14 protein-coding genes and 3 tRNA genes are annotated in these 17,450 nt (G+C 54.9%); 13 read left to right on the top strand and 4 right to left on the bottom strand.

The genetic code is table 11. The annotated features are described in order from the left end of the window. Window positions 1-152 precede the first annotated feature (152 nt). From dacD to M8013_RS15430, 4 genes are all read left to right on the top strand, one after another. Window positions 153-1,319, top strand: a complete 1,167-nt coding sequence (gene dacD, locus M8013_RS15445; RefSeq protein WP_271268676.1) for a serine-type D-Ala-D-Ala carboxypeptidase DacD — start codon at window positions 153-155, stop codon at window positions 1,317-1,319. A 121-nt stretch (window positions 1,320-1,440) separates the two neighbouring features. Beyond that, window positions 1,441-1,914, top strand: a complete 474-nt coding sequence (gene sbmC, locus M8013_RS15440; protein ID WP_271268675.1) for a DNA gyrase inhibitor SbmC — start codon at window positions 1,441-1,443, stop codon at window positions 1,912-1,914. A gap of 104 nt (window positions 1,915-2,018) precedes the next feature. Further along, the gene (locus M8013_RS15435; protein WP_271268674.1) at window positions 2,019-3,077 is read left to right on the top strand and encodes an FUSC family protein; all 1,059 of its coding nucleotides are present in this window, start codon (window positions 2,019-2,021) and stop codon (window positions 3,075-3,077) included. 167 nt (window positions 3,078-3,244) lie between these two features. Next, window positions 3,245-3,580 carry a DUF496 family protein gene (locus tag M8013_RS15430; RefSeq protein WP_095282548.1) on the top strand — a complete coding sequence of 112 codons (336 nt, stop codon included), beginning with the start codon at window positions 3,245-3,247 and terminating at the stop codon, window positions 3,578-3,580. A 121-nt stretch (window positions 3,581-3,701) separates the two neighbouring features. Here M8013_RS15430 and M8013_RS15425 read toward each other — a convergent pair. Further along, window positions 3,702-3,777: transfer RNA gene (locus M8013_RS15425), tRNA-Asn, on the bottom strand. Between the two features lie 156 nt (window positions 3,778-3,933). Between M8013_RS15425 and M8013_RS15420 the strand changes: the two genes are divergently transcribed. Then, the gene (locus tag M8013_RS15420; RefSeq protein WP_336264271.1) at window positions 3,934-5,448 is read left to right on the top strand and encodes an EmmdR/YeeO family multidrug/toxin efflux MATE transporter; all 1,515 of its coding nucleotides are present in this window, start codon (window positions 3,934-3,936) and stop codon (window positions 5,446-5,448) included. A gap of 80 nt (window positions 5,449-5,528) precedes the next feature. Then, a tRNA-Asn gene (locus tag M8013_RS15415) sits at window positions 5,529-5,604 on the top strand. Between the two features lie 89 nt (window positions 5,605-5,693). On the opposite strand, the gene M8013_RS15410 is transcribed toward M8013_RS15415, so the two are convergent. Continuing rightward, on the bottom strand, window positions 5,694-7,466 hold the full coding sequence (locus M8013_RS15410) for an aminopeptidase P family protein (protein WP_271268673.1): 1,773 nt from the start codon (window positions 7,464-7,466) through the stop codon (window positions 5,694-5,696). 18 nt (window positions 7,467-7,484) lie between these two features. Beyond that, window positions 7,485-8,939, bottom strand: coding sequence for an AMP nucleosidase (locus tag M8013_RS15405; RefSeq protein ID WP_271268672.1), 1,455 nt, complete (start codon window positions 8,937-8,939; stop codon window positions 7,485-7,487). 141 nt (window positions 8,940-9,080) lie between these two features. Here M8013_RS15405 and ldtA point away from each other — a divergent pair, with 141 nt between their 5' ends. From ldtA to M8013_RS15380, 5 genes are all read left to right on the top strand, one after another. Next, window positions 9,081-10,034, top strand: coding sequence for a L,D-transpeptidase (ldtA, locus tag M8013_RS15400; RefSeq protein ID WP_271269098.1), 954 nt, complete (start codon window positions 9,081-9,083; stop codon window positions 10,032-10,034). Window positions 10,035-10,206: 172 nt separating this feature from the next. Beyond that, complete coding sequence (locus tag M8013_RS15395; RefSeq protein ID WP_271268671.1) at window positions 10,207-10,884, top strand: fimbrial biogenesis chaperone; 678 nt, start codon at window positions 10,207-10,209, stop codon at window positions 10,882-10,884. Window positions 10,885-10,922: 38 nt separating this feature from the next. Beyond that, entirely contained in the window at window positions 10,923-13,451 is a 2,529-nt protein-coding gene (locus tag M8013_RS15390) for a fimbria/pilus outer membrane usher protein (protein ID WP_271268670.1), read from the top strand. Then, on the top strand, window positions 13,435-14,391 hold the full coding sequence (locus tag M8013_RS15385) for a fimbrial protein (RefSeq protein WP_271268669.1): 957 nt from the start codon (window positions 13,435-13,437) through the stop codon (window positions 14,389-14,391). The genes M8013_RS15390 and M8013_RS15385 overlap by 17 nt, the downstream gene beginning before the upstream one ends. Window positions 14,392-14,431: 40 nt before the next feature. Beyond that, complete coding sequence (locus tag M8013_RS15380; protein WP_271268668.1) at window positions 14,432-14,959, top strand: fimbrial protein; 528 nt, start codon at window positions 14,432-14,434, stop codon at window positions 14,957-14,959. Between the two features lie 74 nt (window positions 14,960-15,033). Here M8013_RS15380 and M8013_RS15375 read toward each other — a convergent pair. Next, window positions 15,034-15,109: transfer RNA gene (locus M8013_RS15375), tRNA-Asn, on the bottom strand. A 320-nt stretch (window positions 15,110-15,429) separates the two neighbouring features. Here M8013_RS15375 and nac point away from each other — a divergent pair. Both nac and cbl read left to right on the top strand, forming a co-directional pair. Further along, window positions 15,430-16,347, top strand: coding sequence for a nitrogen assimilation transcriptional regulator NAC (gene nac / locus M8013_RS15370; RefSeq protein WP_271268667.1), 918 nt, complete (start codon window positions 15,430-15,432; stop codon window positions 16,345-16,347). A 96-nt stretch (window positions 16,348-16,443) separates the two neighbouring features. Further along, window positions 16,444-17,394, top strand: a complete 951-nt coding sequence (gene cbl, locus M8013_RS15365; RefSeq protein ID WP_271268666.1) for an HTH-type transcriptional regulator Cbl — start codon at window positions 16,444-16,446, stop codon at window positions 17,392-17,394. The last annotated feature ends 56 nt before the right edge of the window (window positions 17,395-17,450 follow it).

Here is a 17,450-nt window from a genome sequence, read left to right as displayed (position 1 = left end):
GCCGAAGAAAAAGCGCCTTCAACCGTGAAATTTGCGACCTTATTTCCGGGAAAAACCTGAGTGCTGTCACATTTTTTTGCAATTATTCCAGGTATCGACAACAGAAGTTCCGTAAAAAGGGCAACGATTTTAAATGACCTGAGGATACACCGTTGAAACGCCGTCTGTTTATTGCTGTTTCTTTACTCACTTTGAGCATCTCATCCGCGCTGGCTGCCGATCCCATTAACTATGCGCCGCAGCCGCCTGCTATCCAGGCGGGGTCGTGGGTGCTAATGGATTACACGACGGGGCAGATTTTAACGGCGGACAATGAACATCAGCAGCGTAATCCGGCCAGCCTGACCAAGCTGATGACGGGCTATGTTGTCGATCGCGCGATCGACAGCCATCGCATCACCCCGGACGATATGGTCACCGTCGGTCAGGATGCCTGGGCGAAGGGCAATCCGGTGTTTGACGGTTCCTCGCTGATGTTTTTGAAAGCCGGCGAGCGGGTATCGGTGCATGATCTCAGCCGTGGCCTGATTGTCGACTCCGGCAACGACGCTTGCGTGGCGCTGGCAGACTATGTGGCGGGCGGGCAGCCGCAGTTCGTTAAGATGATGAACGACTACGTGCAAAAGCTGAATTTACGCGATACCCATTTTGAAACGGTTCACGGTCTGGATGCCCCGGGCCAGCACAGTTCTGCCTTCGACCTGGCGGTGCTCTCCCGCGCGATTATTCACGGTGAGCCTGACTTCTATCATATGTACAGCGAGAAAAGCCTGACCTGGAACGGGATTACCCAGCAGAACCGCAACGGCCTGCTGTGGGACAAATCACTCAGCGTCGACGGTCTGAAAACCGGGCATACTTCCGGGGCCGGTTTCAACCTGATTGCCTCAGCTGTGGACGGCCAGCGCCGCCTGATTGCCGTAATTATGGGGGCGGAGAGCCCGAAAGGCCGTGAGGATCAGGCGCGCAAGCTACTGCACTGGGGGCAGCAGAATTTCGATACCGTGCAGATCCTGAATAACGGCAAGCAGGTGGGCAGTGAGCGCATCTGGTACGGCGACAAAGAGAAGATCTCGCTGGGTACCGACCAGGACTTCTGGCTGGCGCTGCCTAAGTCAGAAGTGCCGAATATCAAAGCCAAATACGTACTGGATAAAAAAGAGCTCGAAGCGCCCATCGCGGCGCACCAGCGGGTTGGGGAGATTGAGCTTTACGATCGCGATAAAGTGGTGGCTCACTGGCCGCTGGTGACGCTCGAAAGCGTTGGCAAAGGGGGAATGTTCTCCCGTCTGAGCGACTATCTGCATCACAAAGCCTGATCCGGCAGTGAGCAGGCTGGCGACGCTGCGAGTCTGCTCACATAATAAACACAGCGTAATTGTTAAACAGGTTTTCTCTGCTTTATAGTGTATGCATATACAGTAATCAAACGGAGGCAGCATGGACTACAGCATCACGCACCAGAACAAACGCAAAATCGCCGGTTTTCACCTGGTTGGCCCCTGGGAGCAGACCGTTCAACAGGGTTTTGAGCAACTGATGATGTGGGTGAAGGGTCAGCAGATCCAGCCGCTGGAGTGGATCGCGGTCTATTACGACAACCCTGATGAAGTACCGGCTGAAAAGCTACGCTGTGACACGGTCATCACCGTGCCGGACGATTTTACGATCCCCGCCAACAGTGAAGGGGTGATCCTCACCGAAGTGGCAGAAGGCGACTACGCCGCAGCGACTGCCCGGGTCGAAAATCATGACTTCGCCACCCCCTGGAATCATTTCTTCGACAGCCTGCTTGAAGACGGCAAATACCAGATTGCAGCGAAACCCTGCTTCGAACGTTACCTGAATGACGGCAATGCCGACGGCTACTGGGATATCGAGATGTATATTCCTGTCCAAAGCAAGATGAGCTAAGCGGTTGCCAATACCCACACTTTGTCGGGCTTTTCTGCCGGGGGCCGCGCCTTCGGCAGAAAACACAGTATAATCAGGGTTTGCCGTAATGCTGGAGAGCGTGAGTGCGCCCCGACAAATCATTAACCCCTTTTGAAATTCGCCTGTATCGCCATTACCGCACGGTTCATGGATGCCGTATTGCGCTGGCCTTTATCCTCACCTTTTTGCTGGTGCGTTTGCTGCACGTGCCGGAAGGAACGTGGCCGCTGATCACGCTGGTGGTGATCATGGGGCCGATCTCCTTTTGGGGTAATGTCGTCCCGCGCGCGTTTGAGCGTATTGGCGGCACGATTTTTGGCTCGGTACTGGGGCTGATAGCCCTGAAGCTGGAGCTGTTCTCTCTGCCGCTGATGTTGCTGTGGTGCGCGGTTGCCATGTTCCTGTGCGGCTGGCTGGCGCTGGGCAAACGGCCCTATCAGGCGCTGCTGATTGGCATTACTCTTGCGGTAGTGATCGGTGCACCGACAGGGGATATGCATACCGCCCTGTGGCGCAGCGGCGACGTCATTCTGGGTTCCCTGCTGGCGATGCTGTTTACCGGTATCTGGCCGCAGCGGGCGTTTTTGCACTGGCGGATTCAGATGGCGAACTACGTCACCGCCTTTAACCGGGTTTATCAGGCCGGTTTTTCCCCGAATCTGGTCGAGCGCCCGCGGCTTGAGAAGCACCTGCAATCCATCCTCAACGACGTGGTCAAAATGCGCAGCCTGATCACCCCGGCCAGCAAAGAGACCCATATTCAGAAGTCCATCTTCGAAGCGATCCAGACCGTCAGCCGTAACCTGGTCTGCATTCTGGAACTGCAAATTAATGCCCATTGGGCCTCCCGAGCCAGCCATTTTGTGATGCTGAACGCCCGGACGCTGAAAGAGACGCAGCAGATGACACAGCAAACGCTGCTCACCATCGCGCATGCGCTGTACGAAGGCAATCCACAGCCGATTCTGGCCAATACCGAGCGGCTGAACGAAATCGTTGCCGAGCTGCGTCAGTTGATTAACGATCAGCGCGGTGAAAACGTGGCGGAAACGCCCATTCACGGCTATGTATGGTTGAGCATGGAGCTGGCTCGCCAGCTTGAGCTGCTGTCGCATCTTATCTGCCGGGCATTGCGCAAATAAAAAGCGGACATGCGCAGTTATGATGCCTGCTGCTTCGATTCAGCAGAAATTGAGGTTATGATAGGGACAAAGGAAAAATTATTGTCATCAGCAATCGCTGTCAGTAAGGTTAACGCCATCGCGGTTGTTTAAACGAATCCGAATCTCACATTATCAGGGGTGTAAAAATGGAAACTACTAAGCCTTCGTTCCAGGACGTTCTGGAATTTGTCCGTCTGTTCCGCCGCAAGAACAAACTGCAACGTGAAATTCAGGACGTTGAGAAAAAGATCCGTGACAACCAGAAGCGCGTGCTGCTGCTGGACAACCTGAGCGACTACATCAAGCCAGGCATGAGCGTAGAAGCGATTCAGGGCATCATTGCCAGCATGAAAACCGACTACGAAGACCGCGTAGACGACTACATCATCAAGAATGCAGAGCTGTCGAAAGAACGTCGCGACATCTCCAAAAAGCTGAAAGTGATTGGCGAAATCAAAAACGGCGAAGCCAAAAGCGAGTAATCGCTGCTGGCTGGACAAAAGGCTCTCTGCTCAGGCACAGAGCCTTTTTTGTTGCCTGGTTCGCGGCGTTTAGCTTACGCAGAAAAGCAAAAAGCCTGCTCGTGAGCAGGCTTCTTAAATTTGGCTCCTCTGACTGGACTCGAACCAGTGACATACGGATTAACAGTCCGCCGTTCTACCGACTGAACTACAGAGGAATCGGTGTGGAGTGCTATCTTATCGGCGAAAAAAGTTTTGTCAAACCTGATCTTACCTAATCTGTATCAAGTGCTGATTCTGTCGACAGTTTGACGTCAATCCCAACATATTTTTGTGGGAAATACTTTGCAGGATCGTCTATTCTCCCTCATTATTTGAAAAGGAGTTTCAACTTTCTCTCGCTAAGGTCCATTTTGAACGTCACCTCCGCTTTACACCGGGCTGTGAAACGCACGCCCTGGTATGCCAAACGTAAGAGTTACAAAGTTCTTTTCTGGCGTGAAATCACCCCCCTTGCCGTGCCTATCTTTCTGGAAAATACCTGCGTCCTGATGATGGGGGTGCTCAGTACCTTCCTGGTGAGCTGGCTCGGTAAAGAGGCGATGGCGGGCGTGGGACTGGCCGACAGCTTCAACATGGTGATCATTTCGTTTTTCGCTGCTATCGATCTCGGCACGACGGTGGTGGTGGCCTTTAGCCTGGGCAAACGCGATCCACGGCGCGCAAGGGCGGCGGCCAGGCAGTCGCTGGTGATTATGACTCTGTTTTCCATCGTGCTGGCGGCGGTGATCCACTACTTTGGCGAAGAGATCATTAACATCGTCGCCGGAGAGGCCAACGCAGAAGTCAAAGCGATGGCCCTGTCGTATCTCGAAATGACGGTTCTCAGCTATCCGGCTGCGGCAATTGCGCTGATTGGCAGCGGGGCGCTGCGTGGGGCAGGGAATACTAAAATTCCGCTGCTGATTAACGGCGGGATGAACATCCTGAATATCATGATCAGCAGCGTGCTGATTTATGGCATCTTTTCCTGGGAAGGGCTTGGCTTTATCGGTGCTGGCCTGGGGCTGACCATCTCTCGCTATGTGGGTGCCGTCGCCATCATTGCGGTGCTGGCGGTGGGCTTTAATCCGGCGCTGCGGATCAGCTTAAAGAGCTATTTCAAACCGCTTAACTTCGCCATTATTTGGGAAGTGATGGGCATCGGCGTACCCGCCAGCATTGAGTCGGTCCTGTTTAACAGCGGCAAGCTGCTAACCCAGATGTTTGTCGCCGGAATGGGTACCGATGTTATCGCTGGCAACTTTATCGCCTTCTCCATCGCCGCGCTGATCAACCTGCCGGGTAACGCCCTCGGTTCAGCATCTACCATTATTACCGGCAAACGGCTGGGGAAAGGACAGATAGGGCAGGCCGAGCGCCAGCTGCGTCATGTATTCTGGCTCTCGACCATTGGCCTGACCGCCATTGCATGGGGAACCGCGCCGTTCGCGAGTCTGCTGGCGTCGTTCTATACCCAGGAGCAGGACGTTAAAGACGTGGTGGTGATCCTCGTCTGGCTGAACGCCGCCTTTATGCCGATCTGGGCCGCCTCGTGGGTGCTACCTGCCGGGCTGAAAGGGGCACGTGATGCCCGTTTTGCCATGTGGGTTTCGATGCTGGGGATGTGGGGCTGTCGCGTGGTGGCGGGTTATACGCTGGGGATCATGCTCGGAATGGGCGTGGTTGGCGTCTGGCTGGGGATGTTCCTCGACTGGGCGGTACGCGGCGTGCTGTTCTACTGGAGAATGGTCAGCGGGCGCTGGTTATGGAAATACCCCCGCCCGACGCGTGAATTACCCCCGACGATTCCCGCAGAACGGTTACCAGATGGACAAAGTGGAGAATAAATCGGCAAACGATGCAAAATGTGCATTCTGCCTTTGACAACACCAGGTGGCGTCGCTAATATTCGCCCCGTTCACACGATTCCTCTGTAGTTCAGTCGGTAGAACGGCGGACTGTTAATCCGTATGTCACTGGTTCGAGTCCAGTCAGAGGAGCCAAATTAGAAAAGCCTGCTTTTAAAGCAGGCTTTTTGCTTTTCTGCGCCGGGTAAAAGCAAGACGATAACCCGAAGGTTACCGTCCTGTCGTTATCGACTAACGCGAATCGGCGCCGTTGCCGCAATCAGCCACGGACGTGCCGCGCTGTCGATACGTGAGGAGAGTGCCTCGCGAACCTGTTGGTGATAGTCGTCCAGCCACTGCTTCTCTTTGTCGCTCAGCAGATGCAGCTCCACCTGGCTCAGGTCGATCGGCGCGAGCGTCAGCGAGGCAAAGCGGCAGAACCCCGCAACGCTTTCGACAATCTCCACCTGATTTTCAATACGGATCCCGTACTGATCCGCCAGATAATAGCCCGGCTCGATCGTCATGATATTCCCCGCCACCAGTGGCCACGGATTGACCTTCTTCGCGATCCGCTGCGGATTCTCATGGATAAGCAGCTGATGGCCCACGCCGTGCCCGGTGCCGTGGTCAAAATCCAGTCCCAGTTCCCACAGCCCACGCCGCGCGAAAGCATCAATGTGATGCCCGCAGGTCCCGGATGGGAACTGCAGAGTAATCAGTGATAAAAAGCCTTTCAGGACTGCGGTGTAATGCAGGCGACACTGCGCGCTCAGCGTGCCAAACGCCAGCGTGCGCGTGGCGTCGGTGGTGCCATTGTGGTACTGGCCGCCGGAATCATTCAGGTAAAAATGGTGACGGGTAATCGCTTTATTGCTTTGCTCGCTGGAGTGGTAATGGCACATCGCTGCATTGCTGGCAGATGCCGAAATGGTGGCAAAGCTCTGCTCGATAAAACCCGGTTGCTGCTGACGAAACGTCAGTTGCTTAGCCTGTGCTTCCAGCTCCGTCAGCGGATTGCCCGCGGCTTCGCGACGGGGCACTTCGTGCGCCAGCCAAGCGAGGAAGTTAACCCACGCCGCGCCGTCCTGGTGATGACTGTCGCGATAGCCCGCCAGTTCGGTCGGGTTTTTGTGCGCTTTCAGCAGGGTAATGGGCTCGACCTGCCAGACGATCTCGCCCTGTGGCTCGACGGCAAAGCGCAGGGCGACGGGGGCGCAATCGGCATCCACCATCACCCGCTTCCCGGCGCACAGCTGCTGGCTACGTGCCAGAAATGCCGACTCTGGCGACAGGGTCAGGCTCTCCAGCAGCGTGGCTGAAAGCGCCTGCGTTTTCTCGGGCGTGACAAACCACTCCACTGCACCATCGCCGCCCAGCAGGGCAAACGAATTCGGGACCGGGCTCGTCGGGATATCGCTGCCGCGCACGTTAAGCAGCCATGCAATATTGTCCGGCTGGGTAATGGCCAGATAATCAACGTGCTGTTCGGCAAGCAGGGCGGCTACGCGCTGGCGTTTATCCGTACTGCTTTCTCCGCTGACCTCAACGGGCATTTCACGGATCGCACCGGTCGGGGGCGCGGGACGATCCTGCCAGAGGACATCAAACGGTGATTCGTTGAGCGGGACAAGGTCGCAATGGCTGGCATTCAGCGCCTCGTACTGGGTGTTGGTCATCAGTAGGGCTTCGAAAGCGATACGGGCGCCTGCTGCGACGTGCTGCGTCAGCCATGCCGGCAGGGGATCGTTGTGCAGATGCTGGATCTCAACGTCTGCCAGATCAACCTGCTGGCGGGCCTGAACCTGATAACGACCGTCAACAAACAGCACGGCGCGATCGCGCAGGATCAGCGCGTGGCCTGCCGAACCGTCAAAACCGGTCAGCCAGGCCAGAATATCGGCATGGGGGTGACAATATTCGCTCTGAAAGGCATCGGCACGCGGGACGATAATACCGTCCAGTCCCTGTGACGCCAGCCACTGGCGCAGTGCCGCGAGCGGGGTTGTGGTGTGCATAACTTTCCTTTTTTATGATTAGCGGAACGGCGGCTCGTTAAAGGTGCGCAGTTTACGCGAGTGTAATTTATCGCCCTCGGCCCGCAGCAGGTCGATGGCACGAATGCCAATTTGCAGGTGCTCGGAGATCGCCCCTTCGTAAAAACGGTTCGCCTGGCCGGGGAGCTTAATCTCACCGTGCAGTGGCTTATCCGAGACGCACAGCAGGGTGCCGTAAGGCACACGGAAGCGATAGCCCTGGGCGGCAATAGTGGCGCTCTCCATATCGATCGCCACTGCGCGGCTCAGGTTAAAGCGCAGCGCCGAGGCCGAGTAACGCAGCTCCCAGTTGCGGTCGTCGGTGGTGACCACCGTACCGGTACGCAGACGCTGTTTGACCTCTTCACCCGGCATCCCGCTCACCTCTTTGGTGGCGTCGTACAGCGCGCGTTGGACTTCGGCAATGCTCGGGATCGGAATGTCTGGCGGCAGCACCGCATCCAGCACGTGGTCGTCGCGCAGATAGGCATGCGCCAGCACGTAATCGCCAATCAGCTGGCTTTCACGCAGGCCGCCGCAGTGGCCAATCATCAGCCAGACATCCGGGCGCAGCACCGCGAGGTGATCGCAAATGGTTTTGGCGTTCGACGGGCCGACACCAATGTTAATCAGCGTAATGCCCTGGCCATCGGCGGTGATCAGGTGCCAGGCCGGCATCTGGTGTTTTTTCCATGCCAGATCGGAAACCGCCTGCTCCGGCGCCTCGGTTTCTGCGGTGATCCAGACCCCGCCCGCGCAGGACAGCGCGATGTAAGGGCTGTCGGGATCGAGGATCTGGCTGCAGCCCCAGCGGACAAACTCATCCACGTAGCGGGTGTAGTTAGTGAACAGCACAAACGGCTGGAAATGTTCCGCTGGGGTGCCGGTGTAGTGACGCAGGCGCGCCAGCGAAAAATCAACACGGCGGGCGTCGAAGTGCGACAGAGGGGAAAACTCTGCCGGATGATAGATCCCGTCGGCAGTTTCATCGCCAATTTGCGACAGCTCGGTGGTCGGGAAGTGACGCGTCAGCCCGGCGCTCATGGAGCGGTCGAGCGTCAGCTCCGATCCGTCGATAACGTACGGATAGGGGATCTCGTGGCGCGACGGCTCCACGGTAATATGGGCATTGTAATCCTGATACAGCAGCGTCAGCTGTTCTTCGAGATACGGGCGAAACAGCTGCGGGCGGGTGATGGTGGTGGAGTAGCAGCCGGGATGGGTAAAGCGCGCATAGGCGCGGGTCTTCGGCAGATTAGTGGCGTTACCATCCCAGGTCACGGAGAGCGAGGGATAGACAAAGAGGCCTTTCAGTCGGGCCTCTGCATCGGGAAGCGTCCCGTCTTCAATATAATGACTGATTGCGCCGCGCAGCGCGGTAACCGCCTGCTCATACATCGTATTCAGCGTGTCCAGTGCCTGAGTTGGGGTCAGGCTGGAGCCCTTATTATTCATCTCTGTCTCCTTAATACAGGTGTGCGGCGTTATCCGATAGTATGTCACCTGTATGTGAAACAAAAGTCAGGAGATCGGGGCGCGGCCTCTTTCATCGGGGCTATGCTTATCGAACGCGCGGAGCGACAGAGGAAGGGAATGATGCGTCGTATAAACTTGTTGGGTTATTTAGCTGCTTTATTGATCAGTCAGAGTGCGCTGGCGGTAAGTTACCCCTTGCCGCCTGAAGGGAGTCGCCTGGTGGGGAACCCGCTGGTTATCACCGTTCCGCAGGGCAATACCCTGCCGCTCGAGGCCTTTGCGGCGCAGTACAGCCAGGGCCTGAGCAACATGCTGGAGGCCAATCCTGGGGTCGATCTGTTTTTACCGCAATCCGGCTCGCAGCTGATCGTCCCGCAGCAGGTCATTCTGCCTGACACGGTGCGCGAGGGCATTGTGGTGAATGTGGCGGAAATGCGCCTCTACTATTATCCACAAGGCAGCAACACCGTTGAGATCCTGCCGATCGGCATTGGTGAGGCCGGACGCGAAACGCCGCGCAACTGGGTGACAACGGTTCAGCGCAAGCAGGAAGGGCCGACCTGGTCACCGACGGCGAACACGCGTCGCGCCTATGCTAAAGAAGGGAAAACCCTGCCCGCCTTTGTCCCTGCCGGCCCGGATAACCCAATGGGGCTGTACGCCATTTACATCGGCAGGCTGTATGCTATTCACGGCACCAATGCGAATTTTGGTATCGGCCTGCGCGTGAGCCAGGGGTGCATTCGTCTGCGTGACGACGACATCAAATACCTGTTCGATAATGTTCCGGTTGGCACCCGCGTTCAGCTAATCGATCAGCCGGTGAAAGTGACCACCGAACCCGATGGCAGCCGTTGGGTGGAAGTTCACGAGCCGCTGTCACGCAACCGAACGGAATTTGAGTCCAGTAATAAAGTACCGTTGCCGATCACCCCAGCGCTACGTACCCATCTGAAAGGGGCGGGGATGGATAGCGTGCGGGTTGACGGGGCGCTGGAGCGGCGGTCCGGGATGCCGGTGAATATTGGCTATGGGGCCCTCGATACCCCGCTGGTGGCAACCCCAGCTCAATAAGCAGGAAACAGAGTAACCCCCTGCCACAGCAGGGGAAATTTTTTTGCGCGTAATATTACGCGGCGTTTTTATTGTTGGCTGTGCTCGAAAGATAAATACTCTCTGCAGATTATTTATAAGCCTGCTGCGGTTGAACAGGCCTTTTTAAGCGTATTAAAGCCACAGGTTTGTTATGAAACGTTTCCTGAATAACCTCTTGCCAGGTTTGCTGGCGCTATTATGCGCGTCGTCAGTCCACGCGGGCGTGAATATCGGCGGAACGCGCGTGATTTACGACGGTGGAAAAAAGGAAGCGGCGATCGGCGTTTCAAATCCGGATAGCGTGCCTTATCTTATTCAGTCATGGTTTGACAACCTGGACAACAGTGCCGGGAAAATCCCCTTTATCATTACGCCTCCCTTGTACCGACTGGATCGCGGTCAGGAGAACGTCATGCGCATCGTCCGGGCGGGAAATGTGCCTGATAATAAAGAGTCGATGTACTGGTTAAATATTAAAGCCATTCCTGCGGCTGAGAAAAAAGCAAATTCACTGCAAATTGCAGTAAAGACGCGTATTAAATTAATTTACCGCCCGGCCTCCTTAAAAAGAGAATCTCCAGAAGATTTTGCTGAGAAACTGGTCTGGACAATCTCGGGAAATCATATATCTGTGCGTAATCCTGGCAATCTTTATATGAATTTTAATGAGATTACCGTCGCGGGAAAAAATGTCCCTGAACCTACCTATGTGGCACCAGGGGCGTTGGCGACATTTTCCCTGCCTGCGGGCGTCAGTTCCGGTCCGGTAACGTTCAAACTTATCAATGATTTTGGTGGCGTCGGAGTGACCCATCACGTCGCAATTTAACGGGTTTATTCTCCAGGGAAAGGAAATAAAAACTGATTATGTGCAAGAGTGTAGATCCCTGGTTTCCACCGGCTCGTCTGGCCTGGTTGATCGCCCTGGCATTGGCCGGTGTCATGCAGAGCGCCAGCGCAGAGGAGTATTTCAATCCGGCACTGCTGGAAGTGGATAACCCTGCCATGAAGGGGGTTGATCTCTCTTCTTTTGCGCGTGGCACGCAGAAGCCGGGTAAATATCGCGTGGAGGTCGTTGTTAACGATCAGTCGATGTATACCCGAGAGATCGAATTTAAATCGGTTGCCTCACCGCAGGGCGAGCCTCTCCTCCAGCCTTGCCTGTCGACAGGTTTATTGCAAAGTTACGGTGTAAAAACCGAACAGTTTCCCGATCTCGGTCAAGAAGGCGAATGCGTCAATTTTGCCGCGATCCCGGATGCGTCGGCCGATTTTATCTTTGGCGCGCAAAAACTGTTGTTAAGTTTTCCGCAGGCATCGCTCAATGCCCAGGCTCGCGGCTATGTCGCGCCGGAAATGTGGGATGAAGGGATCAACGCCTTGCTGCTGAATTACAGTATCAGCGGGGATAACACCTGGGGCCGAAATAGCGCCACCAATAACAGTCAAAGCCAATACGCTAACCTGCGTCCGGGTATCAATATTGGACCCTGGCGTCTGCGTAACTATTCCACCTGGCGTCGCGATACCGACGGCAAAGCGCAGTGGGATTCGGTTTATACCTATGCTCAGCGCAACATTGTGCCCTTAAAAAGCCAGATGACGCTCGGCGACAGTTCATCACCTTCAGACGTTTTTGACAGCATTCCCTTTCGTGGGGGGCAGTTGGCGTCCGACGATGAGATGCTGCCGGACAGCCAGAAAGGTTATGCCCCTGTGGTGCGCGGTATTGCGCGCACCAACGCCCAGGTGGTTATCCGTCAGAACGGCTACATCATCTATCAGAGTTATGTTGCGCCAGGCGCATTTGAAATCACCGACATGTACCCCACCGGTGGCGCCGGGGATTTAAGTGTTTCCGTTAAAGAAGCGGACGGCAGCGAGCAGGATTTTGTCGTGCCCTATGCCTCTGTGCCTGTTCTGCAGCGAGAGGGTCGCCTGAAGTACAGCCTGACGGCGGGTCAGTATCGTCCCAGTGACAGCAATGTTGAAAATCGTCCGCTGATGCAGGGAACGGCTATTTATGGTCTGCCGCAGGGCTTTACGCTGTATGGCGGTGTACAGCAATCCCGTCCGTATCAGTCATACGCGCTCGGCGTGGGTAAAAATATGGGGGATCTCGGCGCGATATCGGCGGATGTCACCCAGGCGTGGTCGAGTCCCGAAAAGATGAGCAAAACGAGCGGGCAAGCCTTGCGCTTACGCTACAGCAAAAACTTTACCGATACCGGAACCAATTTCTCGGCGACCAGCTATCGCTACTCTACCGCTGGCTATTACGGTATGCAGGAGGTGATGGACAGCGACGGTGACAGCAATGCATTACAGGATCGTCGGCGTAACCGTGCTGAATTGACCCTGAGTCAGAACCTGGGACCCGCCTTTGGCTCCCTTACCGGCAGCGCAGTTCGGGAAGATTACTGGAATGCTGACAAGACGATGAGTTCGTATAGCGTCAGCTATAACAACGCGTGGAACGGTATCACCTGGGGATTAAGTTATACCTACAACAATAATACGGGTGCAGGCGGCAGCGACGGGGATAAAACCTACAATAAGGATCAAATCCTGGCGTTAAATATCAGCATTCCGTTAGATCGTTTCCTGAGTAATACCTGGGCCAGCTACAGCCTGAATACCAGCAAGAAAGGCGACACCACCCATACGGTGAGCCTGAGCGGCATGGCGCTGCAGGAAAATGCCCTCAACTGGAGTGTGCAGCAAGGGTATGGCAATGACGGCGTCGGTCATAGCAGTAACCTCAGCGCGGATTATCACGGAACCTATGGCGAAGTCACCGGCGGCTATAGCACCGACAAAAATATGCAGCGCATGAACTACGGCCTGAACGGGGGGATTTTGGTTCATGCCAACGGGGTGACGCTGGGGCAACCTTTTGGTGAAACCATCGCCTTGATTAAAGCCCCTGGCGCAGCGGGTGTCGGCGTTAAAGGCCAGACCGGCGTGAGAACCGATTTCCGGGGTTACACCGTTGCCAGCAATGTATCGCCATATCGCAAAAATAGCCTGAGCCTGGACACTGAAACGCTACCTGATGATGTTGAACTGCAATTAACCACTCAGACGGCGATCCCTACGCGTGGGGCGGTGGTACGCACTGAATATATTACCAGCGTGGGCGCCCGCGTATTAATGACCCTGTCACGGATAAACGGAAAGCCGGTGCCCTTCGGCGCCACCGTGACGATTGCCACGGATAGAAACTCTGCCGGGTTTATTGTCGGGGATCAGGGGCAAGTGTACCTCACCGGACTGGAAAACAGTGGCGTGCTTATTGCGAGATGGGGCATGGATAATGATGAACAGTGCCGGATTAATTACAGGCTTCCTGAAGCGGATGCCGGAGTGGTGTTAAACAATGAAATATGCAAATAAAATTACGCCTAAAAAAGTTATCGGTGCGCTATTGCTGGTGATAGGTTGGTGTACCAGTTTTTATGTATTTGCAGATTGTAAATTCATTGACGGTTATGGTCCGGTAACGTTGAACTTTAGCCCTAACATTATTACCGTGCAAAAAGATGTGCCCGTTGGCGCAGTGATATATTCAAGTACCACCCAGTTAAATCAGACTCCCGTCGCTTGTGAAACTGATACGAACACTAACTATTATAAAATGAGTTATCTGGGTGGGGTGGCGACATCCATTCCCCATGCTTATGCGACGAATATTCCCGGCGTAGCGATTGAGGTGAATGTTGTGTGGGGATATCTGGACAACCCGCCGTCAACGGATAATACCAGAGCGGGCTCGGTACCGTTGCCGCCGGTTAGCTATAAATTGTATAAAACGGGTGAAATTCAGTCCGGGCAATTCAGTGTCGGGCAAATTGGCACCTGGACGGTCACCGGGATTACGCCATTAACGGTTAACATGTCGGGCGGCGGGGTGACGCAGGTAGCCTGTTCAGTTAGCACGCCCAATTTAACCTTCCCGATAGGCGATGTATCGAAAGCCGATTTTGGTAGCAGCATCGGGTTTACACCTGAAAAAACCAGCACCCAGAATTTGTTATTAGACTGTGATCGATGGACCAATATTAATGTGACCTTAAACGGACAGCAAAATCCCGACGTCAGCGATCCCAGCGTACTGGCATTAAATAACCCGGGCGGGGCGAATACCGCGCAGGGCGTTGGGGTGCAATTATTATACGGGGGTAACCCATTGGTTATTAACAGCAGCCTGGCGTTAAAAACGTCCAGCGGGGGAAAAGAGGCTTTTCCTGTGACCGCGCGTTATTACCAAACACGAAATTCAGTAACCGTTGGTGAAGCGAATACAACCGCGACGCTAACGCTGACATATCAATGACATTATGTAATGTCTTAATATCATGCCAAGGTGGGCTAAAATGAAAAAATGTTTATGTTATTTGACCGCATCCATTTCTGCTGTTCTGTTTGCTGGCAATATTTACGCGGCGGACACTGTTAATCTCAATGTCACCGGCAAAGTAATTGCTTCTCCGTGTACCACGCTTAACGGAGGTTCCGATGCGTTAAACGTGGACTTAGGGCAAAGCATTCAGGCGGATACTTTATCGGTAGCCGGATCGGGTACGCCAATGACGACCTTTGATTTACCGGTGACCGGCTGCCCGGCCAGTACCACGAATGTCAAAGTGACGTTTACTGGCAACCCGGACGAAACAGATACTGATAAGTGGAAAAACGAAGCCGCGCAAGCTGCAGCCAACACGGCCGTTGAGTTATCCCAACAAACCTCAGGAACCATTCTGAGCAACAACAGCTCATTAACCGGTAAGGTGGAAGGGGGGGCTACCACCTTTAAGCTCCAGGCCCGCGTCTATTCTAAGGCAGGCAAAGTCCTGCCTGGCGACGTTTCTTCCGCTATCGTTGCCGCTTTCGAATATCAATAACCCTTGTGGTGTCGGCTGAGCCGACACCCAAACAAAAAGCCCGCTTAAGTTTCCTTAAGCGGGCTTCTCTAATATGGCTCCTCTGACTGGACTCGAACCAGTGACATACGGATTAACAGTCCGCCGTTCTACCGACTGAACTACAGAGGAATCGTGTGAACGGGGCGAATATTAGCGATGCCGCTGGCGGTTGTCAAAGGGTGTTCCTCCATGTTTGGATCGTTTGCTGACAAAACCAGCAAAGTGGCTGTTTCGCCAACGAATCCGCACACTTTTGGTGCAGGTATACCCCTTATGGGGCAGATCATAAACCGTTGTTTCACTTTCAAAAGCGGCCTCATTGATTAGATTCTCTTATTTTCAGCCGTTTAGCGAACATATCGGACCTCTTTTAAAAACTGGCAAGCATCTTGCAAAACCCCTTGTACATTCGCGCCGGAACCGGCAACGCATTTCGTACAGGGGGCAAAATGAACTTAAGACGACTGAAATACTTCGTAAAAATCGTCGATATCGGTAGCCTGACCCAGGCTGCTGAAGTGTTGCATATCGCACAGCCGGCACTGAGCCAGCAGGTGGCCACTCTGGAAGGTGAACTGGATCAGCAGCTGTTGATTCGCACCAAGCGCGGCGTCACACCTACCGAAGCGGGCAAGATCCTCTATACCCATGCGCGTACCATTCTGCGTCAGTGCGAACAGGCGCAGCTGGCCGTTTGCAACGTCGGGCAGACTCTCAGCGGCCAGGTTTCGATTGGGCTGGCACCGGGCACGGCGGCGTCGTCGATTACCATGCCGCTACTGCAGGCGGTGCGCAGTGAATTACCCGAGGTGCTGGTCTATCTGCACGAGAACAGTGGCTCAGCATTGAACGATAAACTGCTCAGTGGGCAGTTGGATATGGCGGTGCTGTACGATCGTTCACCCGTGGCGGGGATCACCAGCCAGCCGGTGTTGAAAGAAGATCTTTTCCTGGTTGGAACGCGCGACTGCCCGGGGCAGAGCGTGGATTTAACCGCCGTCGCTGAGATGAATCTGTTCTTACCGCGTGATTACAGCGCCGTGCGTTTACGCGTGGACGAGGCCTTCTCGTTGCGTCGCCTGACGGCGAAAATCATCGGTGAAATCGACTCTATCTCGACGCTGACCGCCGCAATTGCCAGCGGAATGGGCGTGACGGTACTGCCGGAATCTGCGGCCAGGTCGCTCTCAAGCGCCGCTAACGGCTGGATGGCGCGGATCACCACCCCGTCCATGAGCCTGCCGCTCTCCCTGAACGTGTCGGCACGCGGCTCACTGTCGCCGCAGGCGCAGGCGGTAAAAGAGATCTTAATGTCACTGGTTAGCCGACCGTCGCTGGAAAATCGCGAGCTGCAGTTGGTGAGCTGATATTCCATAAAAGCATAAGATGCTGGTTTTTATTATTTGTTCTCACGGCGGGCACACTCTAACAATAGCGTTATGTCAGATACGCCGGAGTGAACCGTGAATTTCCAGCAACTTAAAATTATCCGTGAGGCGGCCCGTCGGGATTACAACCTGACCGAGGTCGCCAATATGCTTTATACCTCTCAATCGGGCGTCAGCCGCCATATCCGCGAGCTGGAAGAAGAGTTGGGCATTGAGATTTTCATTCGGCGTGGCAAGCGTCTGCTCGGGATGACCGAACCCGGTAAAGCGCTGTTGACCATTGCCGAGCGAATTCTCAACGAAGCCAGCAATGTCCGTCGTCTGGCGGATCTTTTCACCAATGATGCCTCCGGCGTGTTGACCATCGCGACCACCCACACTCAGGCGCGCTACAGCCTGCCGCCGGTGATCAAGGCCTTCCGGGAATTGTTCCCCGAAGTACGCCTGGAGCTTATCCAGGGTACGCCGCAAGAGATCGAAGTCCTGCTGCAAAACGGTGGGGCGGATATCGGGATCGCCAGTGAGCGCTTGAGCAATGACCCGCTACTGGCGGCCTTCCCGTGGTTTCGCTGGCATCACAACCTGCTGCTGCCGGTTGACCACCCGCTGACACAGATTTCCCCTTTGACGCTGGACGATATCGCCAGATGGCCGCTGATCACCTATCGACAGGGGATCACTGGACGTTCGCGCATCGATGAAGCGTTTAATCGCAAAGGGCTGACGCCGGATATTGTGCTGAGTGCGCAGGATTCCGACGTGATCCGCACTTACGTCGAGCTGGGGCTGGGCATTGGGCTGGTGGCAGAACAGTCCGGTGGCGAGAGCGAGCAGGGCAGCCTGGTGCGACTCGATACCCGCCATCTGTTTGATGCCAATACCGTGTGGCTTGGCCTCAAGCGTGGACAGCTTCAGCGCAACTATGTCTGGCGCTTTATCGAACTGTGCAACGCCGGGCTGTCGGTGGATGAGATTAAACGTCAGGTGATGGAGTCAGAAGAAGTGGTGCTGGATTATCAGATTTAGTCGTTTTGATTAATGTCCTTATTAACGCAAAAGTTATCGATGTCGCCAACGATAAC

The organism is Silvania confinis, assembly GCF_025564085.1.
In the GTDB taxonomy this organism is placed as follows: Bacteria; Pseudomonadota; Gammaproteobacteria; order Enterobacterales; family Enterobacteriaceae; genus Enterobacter; species Enterobacter confinis.
The sequence above is the reverse complement of the archived record's forward strand: the minus strand, read 5'-3'. Positions and strand labels throughout refer to the sequence as shown.